Annotated in this window: 13 protein-coding genes; 5 read left to right on the forward strand and 8 right to left on the reverse strand. The window is 71.1% G+C overall.

Annotation, left to right across the window (positions count from 1 at the left end):
• The first annotated feature begins 34 nt into the window (after positions 1-34).
• The 4 genes from ACGFI8_RS38770 (at position 35) to ACGFI8_RS38785 (ending at position 7,138) form a co-directional block, all read left to right on the forward strand.
• On the forward strand, positions 35-1,354 hold the full coding sequence (locus ACGFI8_RS38770) for a serine/threonine protein kinase (RefSeq protein ID WP_392812387.1): 1,320 nt from the start codon (positions 35-37) through the stop codon (positions 1,352-1,354).
• 38 nt (positions 1,355-1,392) lie between these two features.
• Positions 1,393-4,299 (forward strand): DEAD/DEAH box helicase, encoded by a 2,907-nt coding sequence (locus ACGFI8_RS38775; RefSeq protein ID WP_392812312.1) that lies wholly within the window; start codon positions 1,393-1,395, stop codon positions 4,297-4,299.
• A complete protein-coding gene (locus ACGFI8_RS38780) occupies positions 4,296-5,453 on the forward strand; it encodes a hypothetical protein (protein WP_392812314.1) in 1,158 nt (385 codons plus the stop codon). The genes ACGFI8_RS38775 and ACGFI8_RS38780 overlap by 4 nt, the downstream gene beginning before the upstream one ends.
• A gap of 86 nt (positions 5,454-5,539) precedes the next feature.
• On the forward strand, positions 5,540-7,138 hold the full coding sequence (locus ACGFI8_RS38785) for a plasmid pRiA4b ORF-3 family protein (protein ID WP_392812316.1): 1,599 nt from the start codon (positions 5,540-5,542) through the stop codon (positions 7,136-7,138).
• Between the two features lie 104 nt (positions 7,139-7,242).
• Here ACGFI8_RS38785 and ACGFI8_RS38790 read toward each other — a convergent pair whose 3' ends face one another.
• From ACGFI8_RS38790 to ACGFI8_RS38800, 3 genes are read right to left on the reverse strand one after another with little or no spacing between them, the layout of a single operon-like run.
• On the reverse strand, positions 7,243-12,234 hold the full coding sequence (locus ACGFI8_RS38790) for a DNA repair ATPase (protein WP_392812317.1): 4,992 nt from the start codon (positions 12,232-12,234) through the stop codon (positions 7,243-7,245).
• A gap of 14 nt (positions 12,235-12,248) precedes the next feature.
• Positions 12,249-14,324 carry a flotillin family protein gene (locus ACGFI8_RS38795; protein WP_392812319.1) on the reverse strand — a complete coding sequence of 692 codons (2,076 nt, stop codon included), beginning with the start codon at positions 14,322-14,324 and terminating at the stop codon, positions 12,249-12,251.
• Positions 14,321-14,956: a hypothetical protein gene (locus tag ACGFI8_RS38800; protein ID WP_392812320.1), complete on the reverse strand. Its 636-nt coding sequence runs from the start codon at positions 14,954-14,956 to the stop codon at positions 14,321-14,323. The genes ACGFI8_RS38795 and ACGFI8_RS38800 overlap by 4 nt, the downstream gene beginning before the upstream one ends.
• A gap of 392 nt (positions 14,957-15,348) precedes the next feature.
• Between ACGFI8_RS38800 and ACGFI8_RS38805 the strand changes: the two genes are divergently transcribed.
• Positions 15,349-17,196, forward strand: coding sequence for an adenylyl cyclase (locus tag ACGFI8_RS38805; protein WP_392812321.1), 1,848 nt, complete (start codon positions 15,349-15,351; stop codon positions 17,194-17,196).
• 67 nt (positions 17,197-17,263) lie between these two features.
• Here ACGFI8_RS38805 and ACGFI8_RS38810 read toward each other — a convergent pair whose 3' ends face one another.
• The 5 genes from ACGFI8_RS38810 to ACGFI8_RS38830 form a co-directional block, all read right to left on the reverse strand.
• Positions 17,264-18,082, reverse strand: coding sequence for a hypothetical protein (locus tag ACGFI8_RS38810; RefSeq protein ID WP_392812323.1), 819 nt, complete (start codon positions 18,080-18,082; stop codon positions 17,264-17,266).
• Positions 18,075-18,599, reverse strand: a complete 525-nt coding sequence (locus ACGFI8_RS38815; protein WP_392812325.1) for an RNA polymerase sigma factor — start codon at positions 18,597-18,599, stop codon at positions 18,075-18,077. Before ACGFI8_RS38815 ends, ACGFI8_RS38810 begins: the two co-directional genes overlap by 8 nt.
• Before the next feature lie 74 nt (positions 18,600-18,673).
• On the reverse strand, positions 18,674-19,972 hold the full coding sequence (locus ACGFI8_RS38820; RefSeq protein WP_392812327.1) for a WD40 repeat domain-containing protein: 1,299 nt from the start codon (positions 19,970-19,972) through the stop codon (positions 18,674-18,676).
• On the reverse strand, positions 19,962-20,534 hold the full coding sequence (locus ACGFI8_RS38825) for an RNA polymerase sigma factor (RefSeq protein WP_392812328.1): 573 nt from the start codon (positions 20,532-20,534) through the stop codon (positions 19,962-19,964). Before ACGFI8_RS38825 ends, ACGFI8_RS38820 begins: the two co-directional genes overlap by 11 nt.
• A 90-nt stretch (positions 20,535-20,624) precedes the next feature.
• Positions 20,625-21,434, reverse strand: coding sequence for a HEAT repeat domain-containing protein (locus ACGFI8_RS38830; RefSeq protein ID WP_392812330.1), 810 nt, complete (start codon positions 21,432-21,434; stop codon positions 20,625-20,627).
• Positions 21,435-21,520 lie beyond the last annotated feature (86 nt).

The raw sequence follows: 21,520 nt of genomic DNA on the forward strand, positions 1-21,520 counted from the left end.
TGCGATAAGGGCGGGGGGAGTCGGTCCCGTGGTGATGTCGGCGGGTCAGCCACCGGTCAATTTCCACGCGCACCGGAGCCGGGCGGGGGAGTCCGGCGCACCGGAGGACTTCGAGCAGATGCTCGCGCTGCTCGTGCAAGCGATCTCCGGATCCGCGAGCCTCGTCTACGCCAACGCCCCTGGTGACTGGGGCATTGACGTGCTCATTGGCGAGCTCGACGGTGACGTCGAGATCTTCCAGGCGAAGTACCTTATGGGCGGCGTCGGGCCCAGCCAGCGAACCAATATTCAGAGCTCTTTCCAGCGTGCCGTGACGGCGGCCGCTCAGCACGGCTACACGGTCAAGCGCTGGGTGCTGTGCACCCCGGCGAGCCTGGGTCCACTTGAGCGGCAGTGGTGGCGGCCCTGGAAGCTTGCGCAGGAGGCGGCCACCGGCGTCGCGATCGAGTTGTGGGACGAGACGGTGCTGCGCGGCCTGCTGCTGCAACCCGCCGCCCGACACATCCGGCGCAGCTTCTACGAGCCGTATCGCGACGAGCAGCCGAAGTCGCCGCCGGCCGCCATCCGCAGCGGACCGGATCGGCGTTGGCGGCCCGGCAACGAGACGATCGTCGGGCCACACGTCTACCTGCTGCACTCGGACGCCACCGAGGAGACCACGGCCGATCGCACCGGCACCTGGCGCGAGGCCACCGCCGCCCGGATCGGGTCGGAGTCGGTCCGCGTCCGGCTGCGCCAGGCCGTCGGACCCGGCGTGAGCGAGCCTCGCGAGGCGCTGCGGGTGCAGGCGCGGCTACTGCGTCAACGCCCTGCCGAGCGTGGCTGGCCGAAGCTGCTCGATCTTCACGAGGGCGGGGCGGCCACGACCCTCGTCATGGCGCGGCCGGAGGGGCGCACCTGGCGTGAGGCGTTCGGGCCGTCCGCCGTACCGTCCGACCGCTTGACCGCCGCCCGCGCGCTCGCTGCGGCGTCCCGGGTCTGCGCCGCCATCGGCGCGCTGCACGGGCGCGGGCGATCCCATCGGGCGCTGACGCCCGATGGGATCGTCGTGACCGCCGACGGCGTGGTCCTGCGCGACCTGGGGTGGGCTGGCCTGGCGAAGGCGGGCGGGGCACCCGGCCCGGCGGTCGACGTCGAGATGGTCGCGGCGCTGGTGCATCACACGCTGACCGGGCATCCGCCGGTACCGCTGCTGACACCACCCGTCCGGGCGACTCTGCCCGCCTTCCCGGAGGCACTCGACGACCTGCTGCTCCGTGCGCTCGGTCCCGACCCGGGCCGGCCCCACGTCCGGGAGCTGGGCGATGCGCTCAGCCGGGCCCGTCGGACGCTCTCGCTGGGCGGCGCCGCATGACTGTACGGCCGGTCCGGCTGTCCGGTCCGATCGCGATTGTGCCCTCGGGGAAGGCGGTCGAGCAGCTCGCTCGCGACCGCACTACCAACGCCGTGGGGCTGATCGGCGAGATGGCCCGGCTGTGCGCCGCCGGGACCCTTCCCGCACGCATCGAGGAGTCGCCCGCCAGGCTCATCGTCTACACCCAGCGGCATGCGGCGACGCTCTACGTCAGCGACCACGGCGATGCCTACCGGTTGGGTCATGTCGCCCGGCTGACGTTCAAGGACCAGGAGCGCCTGCTCCGCGGCGCGCTCACGCTCATGGGCGTCGCCGGCTGGCGGGCCTTCGAGCACGTGCGTGACGTGCCGCCCGGCTGGTCGGCCCAGTGGCCGGCGATCGCCCGCGAGTGGTCGCTGCTCGACGCGCAGCGCGCCGTGGCGTCGGCACACCCGCCTCACCACGCCGCCTATCTCGACCTGCTGACCGAGGTGGTCGAGGCGACCCGCGACATCGAGATCGAACGGCAGCGCACCGCACCGCCGGCGCAGTATGCGCGCAAGCGCAGCACCCGTGAAGAGCGGCATTCCGGCCGGGGCGTATACACGTTCACACTCGTGCGCCCGGCGCGGCTGACCGTCGGCGCGCCGGTATTCATCGCCGACGAGCCCAACCTGCGCGGGCGCATCGTGCGCGTCGATGGTCTCGACGTCGTGGTTCGTTTCGACAGCGCCGTCGACTATCGGAGCATCCCGGACCAGGGCGGGCTGCACGAACTGCCGAGCGACCGGGTGCACAAGGCACAGTTGGACGCCATCGAGACCCTGCGGCAGGGGCGGGCGGTGAATCCCCAGCTGCTCGCCGAGCTCGTAGACCGGCGGCTGCGGCCCTTTTCCCCCGCCGCGGTAGCGCCGCGTGAGCCGCTCGACCCCGGGCAGCTGTCCGCCTTCCGAAGTGCGCTTCGAGTACCGGACCAGCTGTTGGTGCTCGGGCCGCCGGGCACCGGCAAGACCCGCACGATCATCGAGATCGCGGCGGGATCGGTGGCAGTTGGCGAGCGGGTGCTGGTCACATCGCACACGAACCGTGCAGTGGACAACGTGCTGGAGCGCCTGCCGGGACATCTCCGGGCGGTGCGGGTCGGCAACGAGGATTCCATGACGAGCCAAGCGCGGACGTTCATGGTCGAGGCCCAGGTGCAAGGGCTGCGTGACGAAATCCTCGCGGCGACGGAGGGCACAGCATCGCGATTGTCGGCCTTCGCGGACGCTCAGCCGCCCGGCTCCGCCTCGTCGGCGCCGGCCGTGCGTTGGCTGGAATTTCTCGGTGCCCAGGTCGACGAGGCGCGCGCCGCCGATGCGCGGGCTCAGACGGCAGCGGCCGCCGGCGACGCGGCTCGGCAGCGCGCGATCGCACCGATAGCGGCCCAGCTCGCAATGGCCGGCGCGGCGCTCCAGCGGGTGCGGGCCGACCTCGCCGGCGCCGAACGGCACCTGGCCGCCGCACGGCGGCGCTTCGCCGCGGCAGATGCGCGGGCCAGTAGGGGTCTGCTGGCCTTCTTCTTCCGCTGGCTCGCCGCCCGCAGATGGCGTTCAGCGCAGGCAGCCGAGGCGACCGCCGGGTCGGTCCGGGCCGCCGCCGGCCAGGCCGAGGCTGCCCACGTCGGCCTGCTGGCGCAGGCCGACGCGCTTGCGTGGCGGGATCCCGAGACGGCCCGGCAGGCCGCCGCGCGGGATGCCGCGGCCGTCGAACGGCGCGCGGCCCTGGAACAGGCCCGTAGGGCTGCCGAGGTGATTCGCGACTGTTTGCGGCCCGTCCCCGCAGCCCCTGGGCTGCCGCCGGCTCCGGAGGCCGATGATCTTGCTGGTTGGGAACAGCACCGTCGGCTGACGGCCGAGGCGGTCACCGCCGTGCGTTCCCGCGCTGGCCTGCTGGCGGAATGGCGGGACCGCGTCCGCGACGCCGACGAGGAGCTGCAGCGCGAGCTCGTCCGCTACGCCGACGTGGTCGTGGCCACCTGCGTCGGCACCGCGACCACGGCGCTGCTGGCGGAGCTCGAGTTCGACCTCGCGGTCGTCGACGAGGCCGGCCAGATCTCCACGCCCAACCTGCTCGTCCCGCTCGTACGGGCCAAACGGAGCGTGCTCGTCGGCGACCACCACCAGCTACCGCCGTACCTCGACGACGAGGTCAAGGGCTGGATGGAGAGCCTACGTGGCGGGGCCGCGGAGCAGGTCGCCGATCTGTTGCGCCGCAGCGCGTTTGAGCGCCTCTACCTCAGCGCCGACGACCAGCACCGGGTCATGTTGACTATCCAGCGACGGATGCCTGAGCCGCTCGCCCGGTTCGTCTCCGACCGCTTCTACTCGGGGGTACTGACGACCGAACATCCCGGCGGGCCGTCCGATTCTGTTTTCCGCGCGCCGTTCGCGATGGTCGACACTGCCGATCAGCCGGTGGCCCGCCGGGCGGAGCGGCCGGGGCGCCGCCAGGAGGAGTGGGGCCGGGGCGGTTATATCAACCCATTCGAGGCTGACCTCATTACTCTCCTGATCACCTGGTACGTCGACCAGTACCCGGACTGGGCGGTCATCGTGCCGTACCGTGCCCAGGTTGAACTCGTCACCGAGCAGCTCACCAAGGCACTGGGCGACGCCGCCGTGATCGCGGACAACGTCGGCACCGTCGACGCGTTTCAGGGCGGCGAGCGGGACCTGATCGTCTACGGCTTCACGCGTAGCAACAAGCAGGGCGACATCGGCTTCCTCAAGGAACTCCGCCGGATCAACGTGGCCATCACCCGGGCCCGGCGTCAGCTGGTGCTCGTCGGCGACGGGAGCACCCTGCGGGCCGCGAGGGACAGGCCGTTCGCCGAACTCATGCTGGCGCTGACCGACCACCTGACCCACTCCGGCGACCTGCGGCCGTCGCGTGAGGTACAGCAGCAGCTGGAGGGGCTTCTGTGAGCCGTCAGGTGATCTTTCCCGCGCGCCGGGCGCTGGAGCACACGATGACGCTGCCCACGGTACGGCCGCTGCGGTTCTTTCCGGTGCTCTGGCCGCTGTGGCGGGTCGAGGTGTCGGCCAGCGTGTACGACGAGCCGGCGTACGAGATCGTCGACCGCTTCCTCGTGCGTGCGATCCACGAGGGCGGCATGTCACACCCCGAGCAGCTTGCCTCGTTCTTGGGCATCCAGGTGTCGCTCGTGCAGCGGTGCCTTGCGTTCCTCGCGCGGATCGGGCACGTTCGGTTCGCCGGCGACCGGGCCGAGCTGACCCCGCTCGGGCTGGAAGCGCTGCGCGCCGGCGTCCGCCTCGAGCCGAAGGAGGTCCGGCAGGACCTGCTGTTCGAGCAGTTCACCCATCGCCCGTTGCCGCGCGGGCACTACGATGGGTCGGTGGCCATCTTGCCGACGCCCGAGGTACCGGAGGACCGCCTCGCCGACCGGTCCCGCTTCACCGGGCTGTTCGCCCCGACATGGTTCACTCCGGAGGCCGTCACGCGGCTGGCGCGACGTCCCGACCGGACCGAGTTCAACGTGCCGAGGCTCCTGCGCAACCTTGCGGTCGAGAGTCATCAGGACGCGTTCCTGCCGGTGTACCTCGTGGAGACGGTCGACAGCGGTGTCATCGCCTACAGCAGCGCGGCACCGCGGCGGGACGCGTTCATCGAAGAGGTCTGCGCCGACGTCCCGGCGATCCACGACCTGATCGGGGCGGAAGGGACGGGAGACCCGGAAGAGATCTGGACCGGCTGGCTTGCGGAAGGGAAGTACGGTCGCGGCACCCTCCGGCAGCTCATCAACGGTGTCTGGCGGGTGACCCTGCGCGCCGAGGCGTTCGCGGGCCCGCCCAAGCTTCCACCGAGCCGCGTCGGCTCGTTCGAGCTGCGCCGGCGGCACTTCGCGCAGCTGTGGTGCGATGACGCGGTGCTTCGCCGCCGTGTGCTGCTCGACCGTGCTCTAGCGATGGCTCGCGGCCGCGCCGTCACGACCCGCGTCGATCTGATCGAGCGAATGGCCGACCTGGCGCGGCTGCTGGAGCTGGCCGAGCCGACACTGGCCGAGTTGCGCGCACACGGCGGGGACGAGGACGCCGCGCGCCTGGACGCGCTGGAGTGAACGAAATATCGTCGGTGCTTCAAGCGGCGCGTGTCGCAAACGAATGAGCCGCGGGTTTGTTGGAGAGGCTCTTCTATGCTCTCGCGATGACTGCCGAGCTTGCTCTCGATGTCGACAACTGCACGATTATGGTCCGCGCGGGACTGCTGGCCGGTTGGCTGGGCAGCGCCGGGCGAGCCGTGACCGCGAAGGGTGTGCTCCGACGCGACGACGTCGTGCCGGCCGCGGCGGCGATGGGGGTCACGGCGCCGGCGCGGGTTCGTAGTGCGGCTGATGTCGAGGTGATGCACCGGCCGTGGGTGGCGGCGCAGGCGGCCGGGCTCATCGCGGTCGAAGCGGGCCGGGCGATGGCCGTTGCCGGGCCGCCGGCCGATCGGCTGGAAGCGTGGTGGGGCGCGCTGCTCGCGGTACTGCGATCGGAATCCTACGACCGTCGCGGTGAGGGCGCCGTCGTGCTGTGCCGGACGGTGCTGGAGCTTCTGGACACCGAGCCGGCGCCGGCGGCCGAGGCGCTCGAAGGCGCCGTGTACGAGCGGCTCCGCGAGCTGGGGGACCGGGAGTCCGGCGCGGTGTTCGAGGCGTTCCGGCGTCGTGCGGAGCAGGTCGAGGCGGGGATGGCGGTGCTGGTCGAGTTCGGCGCGGTCGACGTCGAGGGACGGCTGACGGCGCTGGGCCGGTGGGCGGCCCGGCGCTTCGCCGCCGTCACGCCGCAGCCGGTCAGGGCCGACCTGCCGGCCGGCGACCTGCTGGTCCGGCTGGCGGCACTGTCCGAGACGGATGCCTGGCAGGCGGCGAACCGGTGGGTCGCCGGGCGGGATCCGATCCAGGCGGTGGACGAGGTGCTGGCCGCGGCCGAGGCGGGGACGGCGGCCGCTCGGGTCGCCGGGGTCGGCTTGGTCGCCGCGTTCGGTGAGGCGATGCGGCCGGCGTGGCAGGCCGCGCTCGACCGGCCGATGCTCGCCCCGCACGCCCGTGCGGTCCTGGGCGAGTGGGATGCGGAGGACGAGTGGCCGGAGCCGAGCGAGGCGGACCGGTGCTGGCTGGCCGTCGAGTACGCGCTCGCCGTCGAGGATCTCGAGGAGGCGTACCACCTCGTGCAGGAGTCCGGCGGCATGGCGGTCGTCGACGCCAGCGGCCACCCCGGCGCACCGGGCCTCCGCGACGCGCTCACCGCCGCCGGGCGCCCTCCGCTGAAGGTGTACCAGTTGAAGATCGTCCTGTCCGATGTCAGGCCGCCCGTGTGGCGGCGGCTGCGCGTCCCGGCGGCGATTCCGCTGGACGTGCTGCACCTCGCGCTCCAGGTGGCCTTCGACTGGGACGGCGACCACCTGCACACGTTCGAGACGGATCGCCACCGCTACGCCGATCCGTACTTCGGGCTCGACGACTGCGACGACGAATCAGGCGCACGGCTGGGAAAGGCCATGCCCGGCGAGGGCGCCACGATGACGTACGTCTACGACCTTGGCGACCAGTGGGAGCACCAGATCACCGTCGAGAAGATCGACGAGCTGGACGACTCGGCCGTCGCTTCCATCGTGTGCACCGCGGGCCGCGGCGACGCTCCGATCGAGGACTGGCATCCCGAGGCAGGCCCGGCCACGACCCCGTTCGACATCGATGCGATCAACACCAAGCTGGCGGAGCTGCTCGGCAGCGAGGGTGCCGAAAAAGATCCCTCCTGAAGGTGCAACCCTCCGCTGCCGGCGGTACGAACGGCAACCCGATGGGCGTGGCCATCCTCAAGGCCCTCGCCCCGGGTGCGACCTCGCGACCGGACGCGGATCTCCTATGCGGGGCCGGAACGCCGCGTTGTCGCGGCTGCCCGGTCGATCGCTGCCTCCACCGCGCCGACCCGGTCCGCGAGCAGCCCGACCGCGCCGACCGCCCGGCTCATCGGATCGTCGTCGGCACCGCCGAGCGCTCGCGCCCGCAGGTACGCGGCCTTGACCTCGGCCCACCGCGCCGCCTGTTCGGGTGTCATCCGGTCGCGGATCTCGGCGAGCTTGAGCAGGTTCGCCTCGGCGCCGGCGGTGAGCGTCTGCGCCTCGCCGACGTAGTGGTCGTCGATGGCGGCCTCCAGCTCGGCGTTGTTCATGACCGGTACGACGCGCTCGGCGAGCTTGTTCATGTTGCGGTACGAGCCCTGCAAGAGGAACGGCGGCTCGGTGCGGGACGCGTCGGCCTGTGCTGCGGAGGCGATGTACGCGCGGTTGTTCGCGAGTACCACTTCCTGTACCCGCAGCAGCTTGCGGAGTACGGCCAGCATCTGGTCCACCTCGACCGGCGAGTACGGGTGGGCGAGCTGGTCCGGTCGCACGGTGTCGTCGCCCCGGGCCAGCCGGACCAGGAGCTCGACGTCGCCGCAGTCGCGGGTGGACAGCGGGGCGAGGATGGTGTTGGAGGTCAGCGCGTTCTCGATGTAGCTGAGCGCGAAGAGGTCGTCCTTGCCGGTCAGGACGTCGCCGAGGTTCCACACGTCGGCACGGTTCGCCAGCATGTCCGGGATTCGGAAGCGCTGCCCCGACTCGGTGTACGGGTTGCCGGCCATGCACACGGCGAACCGCTTGCCGCGCAGGTCGTACGTGCGGGTCCGGCCGTTCCAGACGCCCTCCATGCGGCGCTGGGCGTCGCACAGGGAGATGAACTTCTGCAGCAGCTCCGGCGATGTGTGCTGGATGTCGTCGAGGTACAGCAGGACGTTGTTGCCCATCTCGAGCGCGAAGTTGATTTTCTCGACCTCCTGGCGGGCGGTGGCGTTCGGGGCCTCCGCCGGGTCGACCGACGTGACCAGGTTTCCGAGTGACGGGCCGTTCACCTTGACGAACACCAGCCCGAGGCGGCTGGCGACGTACTCCATCAGCGTTGTCTTGCCGTAGCCGGGTGGTGAGATGAGTAGCAGCAGGCCCATCTGGTCGGCGCGCGTCGTATCGCCCACCGCACCCAGCTGCCGGGCCAGGTTGTCGCCGATGAGGGGCAGGTACACCTCATCGAGCAGCCGGTTGCGCACGAACGCGCTCATCACCTTCGGCTTGTACTCGTCGAGCCGCAGCCGGTCCCGTTCGCGGGCGGCCAGCTCGTTGCGGTGCCGCTGGTACTCGCGGAAGGCCGGAACCCGTTCGAGACGGAACCGGCGGGTGCGGGCGAGCACCTCGTCGAGGCGCACCTCCATCCGGCGGCCGACGATCCGCGGATGGGTGCCGAGCAGGCCCTCGACGGTCGCGGTGAGGGGGGCGGAGGATTCGTGGCGCGGCAGGTCGGCACCGCAGAGCACGATCGCGGCCGCCTCTTCCAGGTCTCCGTCACCGGGACCGTCAACGGTGCCGGCGAAGGAGGTGAGCCACGCATGGACGAGCTGGCGGCGCGCGGCGAGGTCACCGTCGAGGGCGCGCAGGTCCTCGTTGAGCTCGCGGGTGGAGGTCGCGTTCGGGCCGCCGAGGGTACGCCAGAACCGGTCGAGGAACGTCCGTACGCCGGCGCTGGTGACGAATCCGAACGGCGTGCTGCTCAGCTCCTCGAACAGGTACTCCCCGGCGAGGCCGGCCGATCCGGCCGCCGGCTGGAACGCGGCCACCGCCGCCTGCAGTTCGGCGCACAGCTGCCCGATCGCGTCCGAGCGGCCGAACGCGGTCCGGGCCCGGGCGAGCGACCGCGCCCGCCGGGTCCAGGCCGCCTTGACCTCGTCGTCGGCGCCGAACGTCCAGAACAGTTGCGCCGCGGCCCGGTCCGCCGCCGGGTAGCGCAGGAGGCCGGCGTCGGCGTGCAGCCGCAGCAGCGCGTCGAGGACGAGGGCCGCGTCGTGGTCGTGGACGCCCCGCTCGTACCCCTCGGCGTAGCGACTGTCGGCGACGCGCCGCACCAGGTCGCGGAGGTCGCCGTCGGTGTCCGCGGCCTGGTGGAGCGCGTCCAGCGTGAGGACCGGACCGTCCGAAATGGACTGTCCGGCCGATGCGGCGTCGAGCACCACGCAGGCCAGGTGCTCCGCGCGGTACACGTCGGGTGCCTCTGACACGAGCAGCTGTCCCCAGAAGGGACGGGCGGCGGTGATCACCGGGTCGTCGACCGGCGCGCGGTAGTCGGTGGCCGTCACGGTGAACGCCAGCTCGTCGCCGTGCGGGACGAGCGTGAGGTCGATCGCCTGGGTGTTGACGGCGAACTGGTGCCGGCCGAGGCGGATGACGTCGGCCGTACCGGCGAACAGGTCGAGCCGGTCGCGCAGCACCCGGCCGGCCTCGAGCCGGGCCGCCTTGATCCGGCCCTCCAGCTCCTCGGCGCGGACCTGGTCGCCCAGATCCCGCAGCTCGCCGGCGACGCGGCGCAGCTTCACGACCATCGGGTCGGACGCAAAGTACGTGTTGACGTCGTCGGGTGAGGTCATCGTGGCGACCCGGCGCCCGATGCCGGCGAGGATCCGTTCCGCGGACTCGACGAGCCGGTCGGCGCGGCGGGCCCGCTCGTCGAGCAGCGCCTGCTTGCGGGAGGAGAACGCCTCGTAGACGTCGGTGCGCTTGTCGGCGAGCTGGGTGAGGAAGTCGTCGAAGTCGCCGAAGCGGGACTCGAGGTTCTCCAGCTGGAGCATGAGCCGGCCCAGCTGCTCGTCGCAGCGCTCGGGTGTGTCGGCGACCGCGAGCGCGCCGGTGACCGCCTGGCCGAGCAGCGCGAACTCGGCGGCGAACTCGGCCCGGCCCTCGACGGCGAGCAGTTCGCGGCGACGGGCGCCGAGGGTGGCCCGGGCCCGGTTGACGCCGCCGAGGACCTCGCTGATCCGGTCCAGGATGCCGACGCGGACGGTGGCGTCGGCGATCTCGAGGGAGCCGACCACCTCCGTGACGACCTGCAACCCCGCGGCCTGCGCGGCCAGCCGCTCGCCGACCGGCGCGGCCTCGGCCACGGTACGGATCGCCTCGGCGTCGCCGGCCAGGCGCTGCACGTCGGCGTGGTAGCCGGCGAAGGCGTCGTCGCGTCGCAGGAACGTCACCGCGCGCTTGGCGGCGGCCACGAGTTCCTCGCCGAGCCGTGTCTCCAGGGCGGCGATCCGGTCGGTGTCGGCGTAGCGCAGCTCGCGCAGCGGGACGAGGGAGCCCTGCGTCTGGCGGAGGTCGGCGAGGAGGCGCACCCAGCCGTCGGTGTCGACCGGCGGCTCGCCCTGGGAGCGGCGGATCAGTGACTCGACCCGCCCTGCCGCCTCGCCGAGCGCGGTGGCCGCCTGCTCGGTGAGCGCATGTACCTTCTCGAACTCGGCGAGGACCTGCTCGGCGGCGCCGCGCAGCTCGGCGAGCGGACCGCGCAGGTCGCCCAGCTCCGGCTCGCCGAGCCAGTGGTAGTGGTCGACCGCGCGGACACACGCGGCGATGATCGCCTCGAAGACCGCCGCGGACGGGCCCATCTCCGCGACCATCCGGGCCACGGACAGGCAGTCGGAGATGCCGCGGACGAGGTCGGCGTTGCCCACCCGGTCCAGCGGCCCGGTCCCGATCGGCTGCGTCGCGGCGTAGGTGTCTGACAGGTACGGCGTCTGCCACACCTGCATCGTGTGGACCCGGGTCGGCTCCGCGGACATGGCCCGGAAGACCACGAGCGTCCCGTCGTCGAACAGGGAGTAGCCGTGGCAGACGAGCGGGTTCTCGACCGCCTTGCGGATGACGTTGTAGGGCAGCAGCAGCGACCGCCCGTCGGCGCGGGCGTGGAAGACGTAGAGCACGTCCTCGCCGTTGGCGGCCCGGATGACGCGCTCGAACTCGAGGTCGGCCACGTCGGTGTCGAACGTCCGCGCGACGCCGGTGGCCAGGTAGTAGCCGCCCGGGAAGATCAGGCCCTGGTCCTCCGGCAGGCGCTGGCAGCCCTGGCCGATCCCGTCGAGCCGGACGACCGCCCGGGTCCGGGTGTTGAACACCAGAAACCTGAAGACCGTTTCCTTGTACGGGCGGATGCGCAGCAGAACGAGCGGACCGATACGGGCGTAGCTGACGTCGGCGTCGGCGAGGCTCTGCAGCGGCTCGTCGACCGGCTCGCTGTAGACGCCCTCGCCCGTCTCGGTGTTGTTCTCCACCTTGACCGTGAGGTCGCCGCCGATGGTCTCGACGAACACCACGTCCTCGATGGAGATGTGCGGGTGCCGGCCAAGGACGTGGTGGTCCCGGCCGACCGGGAGCCACTCGAAGTCGTGCGACGGCGGGAACACATGGTCGCGCTCGCCGCGGTTGTCCACATAGGACACATTGCTGGTCTCATTGGGCCTGGCGGTGTCGACGGCCCAGCGCAGCACCTTGATGTCGTCGGTGCGCGGGCCGGTCTGGAAGACGGCGAGGAGCTTCCCGTCGAGCCGGCGCAGCTGCAGCAGCCGGGTGTCCCGATAGTACTTGTACACCTCGCCGAAGTCGCGCAGCAGCTGCGGGTCACGCAGCAGGCCGGGCAGGTCGGCGGGATCGTCCCTGGACGGCTTGCTGAACCGGAACGCGTCGCCGTCCCGGCTGAACCGGTGCAGCGAGAACACGTCGTCGACGGTCGTCTCCGGCTTGAGGCCGAGGAAGACGTTGTACCCGAACAGCATCAGCCCACCGACGGACACGATGTCGCGCGGGACGCAATTGTGCTCGGTGCGGATCCGTTCGGTGCCGAGCAGCCGCAGGTCGCTGCCGCCGAACACCTCGGTCCGCCGCGCGTTGAGGGCCTCGGCCCGGCGGGTCAGCTCGGCCGCCTGCGCGGCGAGCCGGTCGCGCAGCACCTCGTACGTGCCGACGTCCAGGCTCGCCGCGGCGGGCGCCGCCGCATCGACGGTCACGGTCTGGCCGCCGGTCACTGCTCGGCCGCCGCCAGGGCCGCGACCGGCTTGTCGGCGATGCCGAGCTGGCGGGCCGTGTCGAGCAGCTCACGCAGCTTGCCCCGGTCGGGGCCGCCACGCTGGATCTGCTGGGCCAGGAAGGCCGACAGCGTCAGGTTGGACACGTCGGCGGTGCTCATCGAGCCGAGCACCCGCCCGAGATCGCGGGCCAGATCGCCGTTGCCGTTGAGGTAGGAGGCGCCGACGGTCTGCACGACGTCGGAGTGCTGGACGAAGCCGTCGACGCTCTTGCCGAGGCTGATCGAGCCGAGCAGCTTGTCGAAGAAGACACTGTCGCCACCGACGATGTCGATGTTCGCCTTCTCCAGGCCGGCCGCCAGGACGAGCGCCTGCTGCTCGGCGACCTGCCGGTGCACGTCGATGCCGGCGAGACGGACGTCCTTCTCCATCTCCAGGCGCAGACGGAACTCCTCGTGATCGCGGGTCGCCCCGTCCATCGCGGCGAGCGCGGCGGCCTTCTCGGTGAGACCCTCGGCCTCGCCCTTGAGCTTGTCGCGCAGCGCGTCGGCGAGGGCGGCGCCCTTCTCCCGCTCGACCGCGGCCTCAGCGAGGCCCGCCTTCTCGATCGTCTCCGCGTTCGCGACCGCCTTCTCCCGCTCCACGGCCGCCTCGGCCCGGCCGACCTTCTCGATCGCCTCGGCGTTGCGTTCCCGGACCTGCACGTCGGCCAGACCGGTCGCGGCCGCCTCAGCCTGCACGCCCTCGGCCAGGCGGATCTTGGCGCGAGCCTCCAGCTCGGCGGTCTGCTGCCTCGCCTCGGCGAGCACCAGCTCCTCGCGGGCCCTGAACTTGGCGGCCTGCTCGGCCGCCTCGGCCGCCTTGATGCCCTTGACCAGGTTCTCCTGCGCCTCCGCCTCCGCCTGGATGACGACGGCCTGGCGGGTGCGCTCGGCCTCCTCGACGACGCGGAGCCGCTTGATCTGCTCCTCCTGCTCGGCGACGGTACGCTCGACCGCGATCCGCTCCCGGACCACCTCGGCGATGGCCCGCTTCTCCGCCTCGACCTCCTTGTCCTTGGAGATCGTGCTCAGCTCGGTCTCCCGCTGGCGGGCGATGACCTCAAGCATGCGGTCCTTCTCGATGCGCTCCGACTCGATCGCGATGACCCGCTCCCGGTTCTTCTCGGCGACGGCGATCTCCCGCTGCTTGTTCTCGTGCTGGACGCCGACCTGCTCGTCGGTGCGGATCTCGGCGGTCGCCGACTTGAGCCGCTCCTCGGCCCGGACCCGGGCGGTCTCCGCCTCCTCGCGCGCCCGCAGGGTGGCGACCTCCCGCTGCTGCTTGATCTCCGCCTCGGCCTGACGCCGCTCCAGCTCGAGGACCGCCTCGCGGGCGTCGACGTCCTGGCGCTTGATCTCCTTCTCCTCGTTACGCCGGAACTCGTTGGTCCGCACGTGCTCGATCGCGGTCAGCTCGGTGATCTTCCGGATGCCCTGCGCATCGAGGATGTTGGCGTTGTCGAGGCTGTGCAGCGGCGTCTGCTCGAGGAAGTCGATCGCGGCGTCCTCGAGGCTGTAGCCGTTGAGATCGGTACCGATCACCCGGATGATCTGGTCGCGGAACTCGTCGCGCTTCGTGTACAGATCGACGAAGTCCAGCTGCTTGCCGACGGTCTTGAGCGCCTCGGAGAACTTCGCGCTGAACAACTCCTGCAGGGTCTCCTGGTCGCTGGCGCGCACGGTGCCGATCGCCTGGGCCACCTTGATGACGTCCTCGATGGTCTTGTTGACCCGCACGAAGAACGTGATCCGGATGTCGGCACGAATGTTGTCGCGGCAGATCAGCCCTTCCCGGCCGGTCCGCGCGATCTCGATCGTCTTCACCGAGATGTCCATGATCTCGGCCTTGTGCACGACCGGCAGGACGACGGCGCCGGTGAACGTGACGTCGACCCTGCGGACCTTGGAGATGATCAGCGCCTTGCCCTGCTCGATCTTGCGGAACAGGCGGCTGACGGCGAACAGCACACCGACCGCGATGAGCACGGCCACGCCGAGCACAACGAGGAAGCCGGTGGTGATGACGGTCATGAGAGCTCCCTCTGTCCGGGGGTGGGGCCAGTAGGCGCGGGAACGACCCAGAAGAACTCGCCGTCCCGGTCGTATTCGTAGATGACCGCGGTGCTGCCCGCGGTGAAGGTGTCCGTGCCGGTCTGGCGAACCTGCACGATCGCGCTGGAGCCGTCGGCGGCGGTGACCTCGGCCTGGCCGAACGTGTCGGTGACGGTGCCGGTACGGATCACGCACCTGCGGCCGACGAACGCGGTGCGGGAGTCGCCGCTCGTCTCCGGGAAGAGCCGCCGCAGCGGCACCACGAGCAAGCGGGTCGCCAGCCACGCGACGACCAGGGCGGCCACCAGGACGGCCACACTTGCCAGCGCACCGTCGGCGACGGTCGAGCCGGCCAGGCTGACGAACCAGGCGACCAGCACGAGCACCGACAGCCCCACCGTGACCGGCACACCGCCCAGGCCGACGCTGCCCAGGAAACCACCGAAGCCGCCGTCCGCGCCGCCGTCGACGACACCGGCCGGGTCGGCGTCGAGCAGGTCGGTGTCGGCGCCGCCGAACAGGACGATCAGCCAGTACACGATGACGACGACGAGCAGGAACGTGAACAGGACGGTAGGGAACTCGAGGACCGCATTGAGAAATTCACCCATCGGCCTGTTCATCCCCCTCGCTCGCTACGAAGATCGTGACAGGCTGCGTCAAGACCCATTACTCCTCGCCGCCGGCTCGACTAGGGCTGTTGCGCGGAAAAGTCAAGAGCTGCGTGGCGTAGCGCCAGGCGGGGTTTACGCGGTAGAAACATCCCACCCACTTCTTTCCGGTCCTGTTACAAGTCGCGGCTCGGTGAGAGCGCTCTCCTCATCGGGCCCGCTCGTCCGGGCCGCACGACCCCTGAACAGGCAGGCCGATGAGCATCGCTACCCGACGGGGCGAGAGAGCGCTTGCTCGTCGGGGAAACACCTCGGCCGCCTGTTCAGGCCGTCTTGACCGGGCCGACGTTCTCCGCCAACCGATTGCCTGTCCAGCAGGAAGGACGAACTGTATGACAATCCAGCCCCCCGGTAGGCGGGGTCTCCGGGCGTTCGCGGTCGGGCTTGTGCTGACCACCGCCGTCGCGACGGCGGGAACGGCCGCCGCCGCGCCGCCCCCCAGCAGTTGGGCCCTTGGAACGAACGTCACCGTCTTCGACCCAAGCATGCCGGTCAGCGACATCCAGGCGACCCTCGACGCGGCCAACGCCGCGCAGATCGCCAACGAGATGGGCACCGCGCGCCACGCCTACCTGTTCAAGCCCGGAACATACGGCACCGCGCAGCAGCCGCTCCAGATCCAGGTCGGCTACTACACCGAGATCGCCGGCCTTGGCGCGTCGCCCACCGACGTGGTCATCAACGGCAAGGTCGAGGTCTACAACCGCTGCCTGGAGAACGGGGGCACGAGCAACTGCCTCGCGCTCGTCAACTTCTGGCGCACGCTGTCCAACCTGTCGATCAACATCAACAGCGCCGGCCAGGACGGCTGCCGGGGCTCCGCGGACTTCTGGGCCGTCTCCCAGGCCGTGTCCATGCGCCGCCTCAACATCAGCGGTGCCAACCTGTCGCTGATGGACTACTGCACCGCCGGTCCGCAGTACGCCAGCGGCGGCTTCATCGCCGACTCCAAGCTGCCGTTCGTCATCAGCGGATCGCAGCAGCAGTGGCTGACCCGCAACAGCGAGCTCGACGGCTGGTCCAACGGTGTGTGGAACCAGGTCTTCTCCGGTGTCGTCGGCGCTCCCAGCGAGGCCGGCTTCCCCGACCCGCCCTACACCACGCTGGACACCACCCCGGTGAGCCGCGAGAAGCCGTTCCTGTTCACCGACGCGAAGGGCAACTACAACGTCCGCGTGCCCGCCGCCCAGCGCAACAGCCGCGGCATCACGTGGGCCAACGGCATGACGCCGGGCCGTACGATCCCGCTCACGGACTTCTTCGTCGCGAGCCCGTCGGACTCGGTGCAGGTCATCAACAACCAGCTCGCCCGCGGCATGAACCTGCTGCTCACCCCCGGCGTGTACGACATCGCGCGCAGCATCGAGGTCAAGCGCCCCGACACGGTGGTCCTCGGTCTCGGCCACGCCACGCTCACCGCCGTCAACGGGTCCACTCCGCTTGACATCGCTGACGTCGACGGCGTCATCGTCGCCGGCGTCACGATCGACGCGGGCCTGACCGAGTCGCCGGTACTGCTGCGGGTCGGCAAGCCGCACGGCAACCGTCCGAGCTCGGCTGATAACCCGACGACGCTGTCCGACGTGTACTTCCGCGTCGGTGGACCGCACGTGGGCAAGGCCGGCATCGCGCTCGAGGTCAACAGCGACAACGTGCTCATCGACCACACCTGGATCTGGCGTGCGGACCACGGCGTCGAGGGCTTCACCGACACCCAGCGCTGGAAGACCAACATCGGCCGCAATGGCGTGGTCATCAACGGCGACAACGTGACCGCGCTGGGCCTGTTCGTCGAGCACTTCCAGCAGTACAACTCCGTCTGGAACGGCAACAACGGCACGACGATCTTCTTCCAGAACGAGCTGCCGTACGACCCGCCGACCCAGGCCGACTGGATGAACGGCAAGGTCAAGGGCTGGGCCGCCTACAAGGTCGGCGACTGCGTGAAGACCCACCACCTCTACGGCGGTGGCGCCTACGTCTTCAACCAGAACAACCCTTCGATCCACACCGAGAACGGCTTCGAGGTCCCCAAGACCCCGGGCGTCCAGCTGCACCACATCATGACCGTCAACCTCAGCGCCGGAACGATCGATCACGTCGTCAACGGCGTGGGCGGCCCGGCCGACACGACCAGAATCGGCTCGCCGGTCTTTATCGCGCAGTACCCGACCCCGTAGCACCACAGCCACAGCACCACCAACCGACCGACAGGGCCGCAGCTGCACGCTGCGGCCCTGTTCAGCACTACCCGCCGGCGGGCGGTCTGGGCGCGGTGCCGTCCTCGGACACCCAGACGATGATGCTGTTGGCGGTGCCGTAGGCGGCGTCGTACACCTTCCAGGAGCCTGGGACCTGCTCGGCCGGGGCGTCCAGCGAGCGCCAGCCGACGCGGTACAGCAGCGTTTTGCCCTGCGCGGCGGTGATCCGGCGGACCTCGGCGACGGTCTTGCCGCGCAGCGCGTCGGTCTTGGCGTCGCCGCCGGACGGGGTGCCGGCCTCGATTTCCTCGCCTGGCAGCGGGGCGCGGCCGAACGTGATCCGGGCGTATGAGACGAAGCTCTCCGGCACCCGGACGCCAACGGCGCAGTTTCCGTTGGCGTTGCAGTGGCCGGGGTCCTCGATATAGGTCAGTTCCCCGCCGTCGCCAACTTCGGAGAAGACGACCTTGCCGACCTCCTCGGGCTGGGCTGGGGCGAGGTTGATCGTGATGTTCAGGCCGCGCCGCCGCAGTTCGGCCTGGTACCGCGCCGGGTCGGCGGCCGGATCCTTGATCGTGATAACCAGGTAGCCGGCGTCCTCGGTGATCGACAGCGCGTTGGCCGCCGGCGGGCCGACCGGCGCCGAGGTCGGCAGCGCGGCGAGCACGGCGAACGTGGCCGCGGCCAGCCCGGCGACAGCGGCGACGGCGATCAGGCCGCGCCGGTGCCGGCCGCGCAACCGCGCCGGCCGATCGTTGGTGGCCATGATGGCGCGCAGCATGGCCTCGTCCGGGCCGGTGCGCACGTGAACGGTGGGGGCGAGCAGCCGGATCAGGCCGTCCTGCTCCTCGTCGACGTCATGCATCGAAGCTCCTCAGAGGCGTGATGATCGAGGTCTGCTCGAGCGCCTCAGCGAGGCGTTTCCGGGCCCGGTGCAGGCGGATGCGGGCCGCGTTGACGGAGCAGTCGAGCGTGACGGCGAGGTCTTCGGCGCCCAGGCCCTCCCAGGCGACCAGGCGCAGCAGCTCCTGGTCGGCCTCGGGCAAGGTGGCGAACGCGGCCCCGAGCGACGCCGGGACGTCGGGCGCGATGACCGTCGCCCGCGCCAGTTCCTGCCGCAGCCGCTCGGCCAGGTCGACCCGGCGCTGGTCGGCCCGGTGCTGGTTGGCCATCACGTTGCGGGCCACCCCGAACAGCCAGGGGCGGGCCCGGTCCGGCGGGATCTCGTCGATGCGGCGCCACGCCACGAGGAACGTTTCGGCGACGACGTCGGCGGCGCTGTCCGGCCGGTCCACCCGGCGCAGCGCGTAGCCGAGCAGATCTTGGTAGCAGTCGCGGTACAGCACTTCGAATCGGGCGGCGCTGGAGGGTGCTCTGGCCAAGGGTTGGCTCCCGGGTGCTCGCGGTGGGTGGTCGTCGCTTGATACGTGTCCGCCCGCGCCCGATCATTTCAGCGTCAATGAACCCGTCGGCGGCGCAGCGCCACAAGTACGACGCCGCCTGCGAGAAAGACCAGCCCGACGGTGAGCACCCGCAGCCACCACGGCCACGGGCCGCGATCGACGCCGGTATCGCGCACCTGAAGGTCGCCGATACGGGCGGTCGCCAACTGCACCGTGTCGATCCAGTGGTCGTTGCCGGGCTGGAGCCGGGCGAGGACCCGGGCCGACCCGGTCGGCGGCACCGAGACGATCGTGTCGCGGTTGGTTGCCAACAGGTCGGCGCCCTGCCAACCGAGGACCGCGGTCGCGTCGGTGTCGAGCGGCGTGGACACCCCGGTAGGCAGGTCGAGGACCGCCAACCCGTCCGGCGACCAATACCCGGCGGCCCAGGACGGGCTGCCCGCAGCCACCCGAAAGAGCGCGAGCCGGCTGCCGTCGGGTGACCAGGCGGCTGGCCCGCCGAGCCGGTGCCTGCCCGGCAGCGGGACGACCGTGCTCCCGCCGCCGGCGGTGAGTAGGCGCAGCTCGGCACCGACCTGGACGGCCAGCGTTCTGCCGTCGGGGGAGAACGCCGCGTCGAGCACCCCGCGCTGCCCGGCAACCGTGGACGTGACGCCGGTGGCCAGGTCGAGCAGTGTCAGTTCGCCGTCGGCGGCGAGCGCGACCCGGGGGTCGCCATGGCTGTCCGCCCGATACGGCGCGACGGCGTACGCGAGCCGCATCGAGTCCGGCGACCAGGCGAGTAGCTGTACCGCCGAGCCGGCAGGCACCGGGTGGCTGCGGGTACGGCCGGTGGTCAGGTCCACGATCGCCACATCGTGGACCGGCCCGCGCGCGTCGGCGACGGCGACCCTGCTGCCGTCGGGAGACAGCAGCGTGGGTGCCGCCGGTGACTTCAGCTGAGAGGCCTCGACAGGCTGACCCCGCTTACTGGCGAGGTCGATCTCGCGGTAGGTGCGCCCGTCCACCCCGACGGCGATGAGCTGCGGGGTCTGGAAAGGCAGATCGCCTTGCCCGTACCCGTAAATGGCGATCGCAGGCCCGGCAGGCGCGGCGGAGACGGTGGCGGTGAGGTAGGAATGCTCGGCGAAGACGCGCGGTAGCGTGGCGGGACCGGCGGCAGGTGCGCTCGGCGCAGCCGGCAAGCGCACCAGCCCCACCGCGAGCAGCACCACCACGACGGCGGCGCCCACGAGCACGGGCCGCCATGACCGGCGAGAGGTCAGCAGCATGACGGGCGGCGCCACCGCGGGCACGGGGATCGCCTCGACGAGTTCGTGGACGGCGGCGCGCAGGCGTTGGTCAGTGGTCATCGAGATGCTCCCGCAGTGCGGAGTGGGCCCGGTGCAGCAGGGACTTGACAGTGCCCGGCCGGCAGTTCAGCGCGTCGGCGATGTCGGCCTCGGACAGGTCGAGGTAGTAGCGCAGAAAGATGGCCGCCCGGTGCCGCGGACGCAGCCGGGCGAGGCCGGCGCGGACGGCGATCGCGTCGGGCCCCAGCGGCACGAGCGGTTCAGGCTCAGGCTGGCCGGCATGGCGGCGTTCCAGCCGACGACGACGCACCCAGGAGGTGCACCTGGACACAACGGCGCGGCGCAGCCATGCGGTCGGTTCGCGGACGTCCGGACGGTGCAGCAACGCCAGGAACACCTCCTGCACGACGTCCTCCGCCGCCGGTACGCTGCCGGTCGTCACGCAGGCCAGCCGCACCATGGGGGCGAACTGCGCCGCGTAGAGCGCGTCGAAGTCGCCCCGAACGGCCGGTTCGGAGAGCACGGTCACTTCCTGCAGGCGCACAGCAGCCGCGATCGGTTCCAGCCGGCCCAGAATCACCCACCCCAGTTGGTCGAAGACCTCGACCAGGACCGGCTGCACTCCGGCTACGTCCTGCCCGCCGTCGCCGGGGGTCTCATCTTCGCTCAGGCCGAGAGGCGCTCGGCCCGGCAATCTACGCGGTTGCCGCCACTATGCCTGGCCCGCGCGCGCGGCGATGGCAGCCTGGATGCGCCGCGCGGTGCGCAGGGCCTTCTTCGCCGCGACGCGGACCTCGCCGTCGAAGACCGTCGCGCCGCGGTCCTCGGCCTGCAGACGCTCCAGGGTCGGCACGACCCGCTCGTCGCCGGTCGAGCCGAGGGCGACTGCGGCCCAGTAACGACGGTCCGGATCCCGGTCCGCAGCCGCCTCGATCAGCCGCGGGATGATGTCCGGGGTGAAGAGGGCCAGGCCGCTGGCGATGTAGCCGATCCGCGGGAAACGACGGTGCTCGAACTCGTCCCACAGCGCCTCCAGGGCCTCGGCGCCGCCGATCTTCGCGAGCGCGTCAGCGGCACGCTGGCGCACCCACTCGGCGCCGTCGCCGAGCAGCGGGCGCAGCGCCGGGACGGCGGAGACGTCGCCGAGCACACCGAGCGCCTTGATCGCCTCGTCCACGACAATCCACTGTGGATGGTCAAGGAGTTCGATCAGCTGCGGCACGGCCTCGCGGATGTCCATCGCGGCGCAGCCCATCGCCGCCCAGGCCTGGCAGTTGTACCGCGTGTCGGCCAGCGCCTCGAGCAGCGGCTCGCGCAGGCCGGGGTCCGCGAACACGGCCGCCTGATTCATGGCCCGGGTGTAGAGCGACCGATGGTAGTCGGGATAGTCGCGAACCATCGCCTGTAGCGCCGCGATCGCCGACGGATCGCCGTGGTCGCGGGCTCGGTCGAGCAGCCGGTAGAGGTGCTCCTCCCGGGTGTCGAGGTCGCCCTTGCGCAGGCCGGCGAGGTCGGGATTCACAGCGCTCCCTGAACCCGGCCGGCAAGTCGCCGCGCCATCTGTTCGGGGAATGCCATCGTCGTGGCGGTCACGACCGGGATCATACG

The sequence above is a fragment of the Dactylosporangium sp. NPDC048998 genome (assembly GCF_043197855.1).
GTDB lineage: Bacteria > Actinomycetota > Actinomycetes > Mycobacteriales > Micromonosporaceae > Dactylosporangium.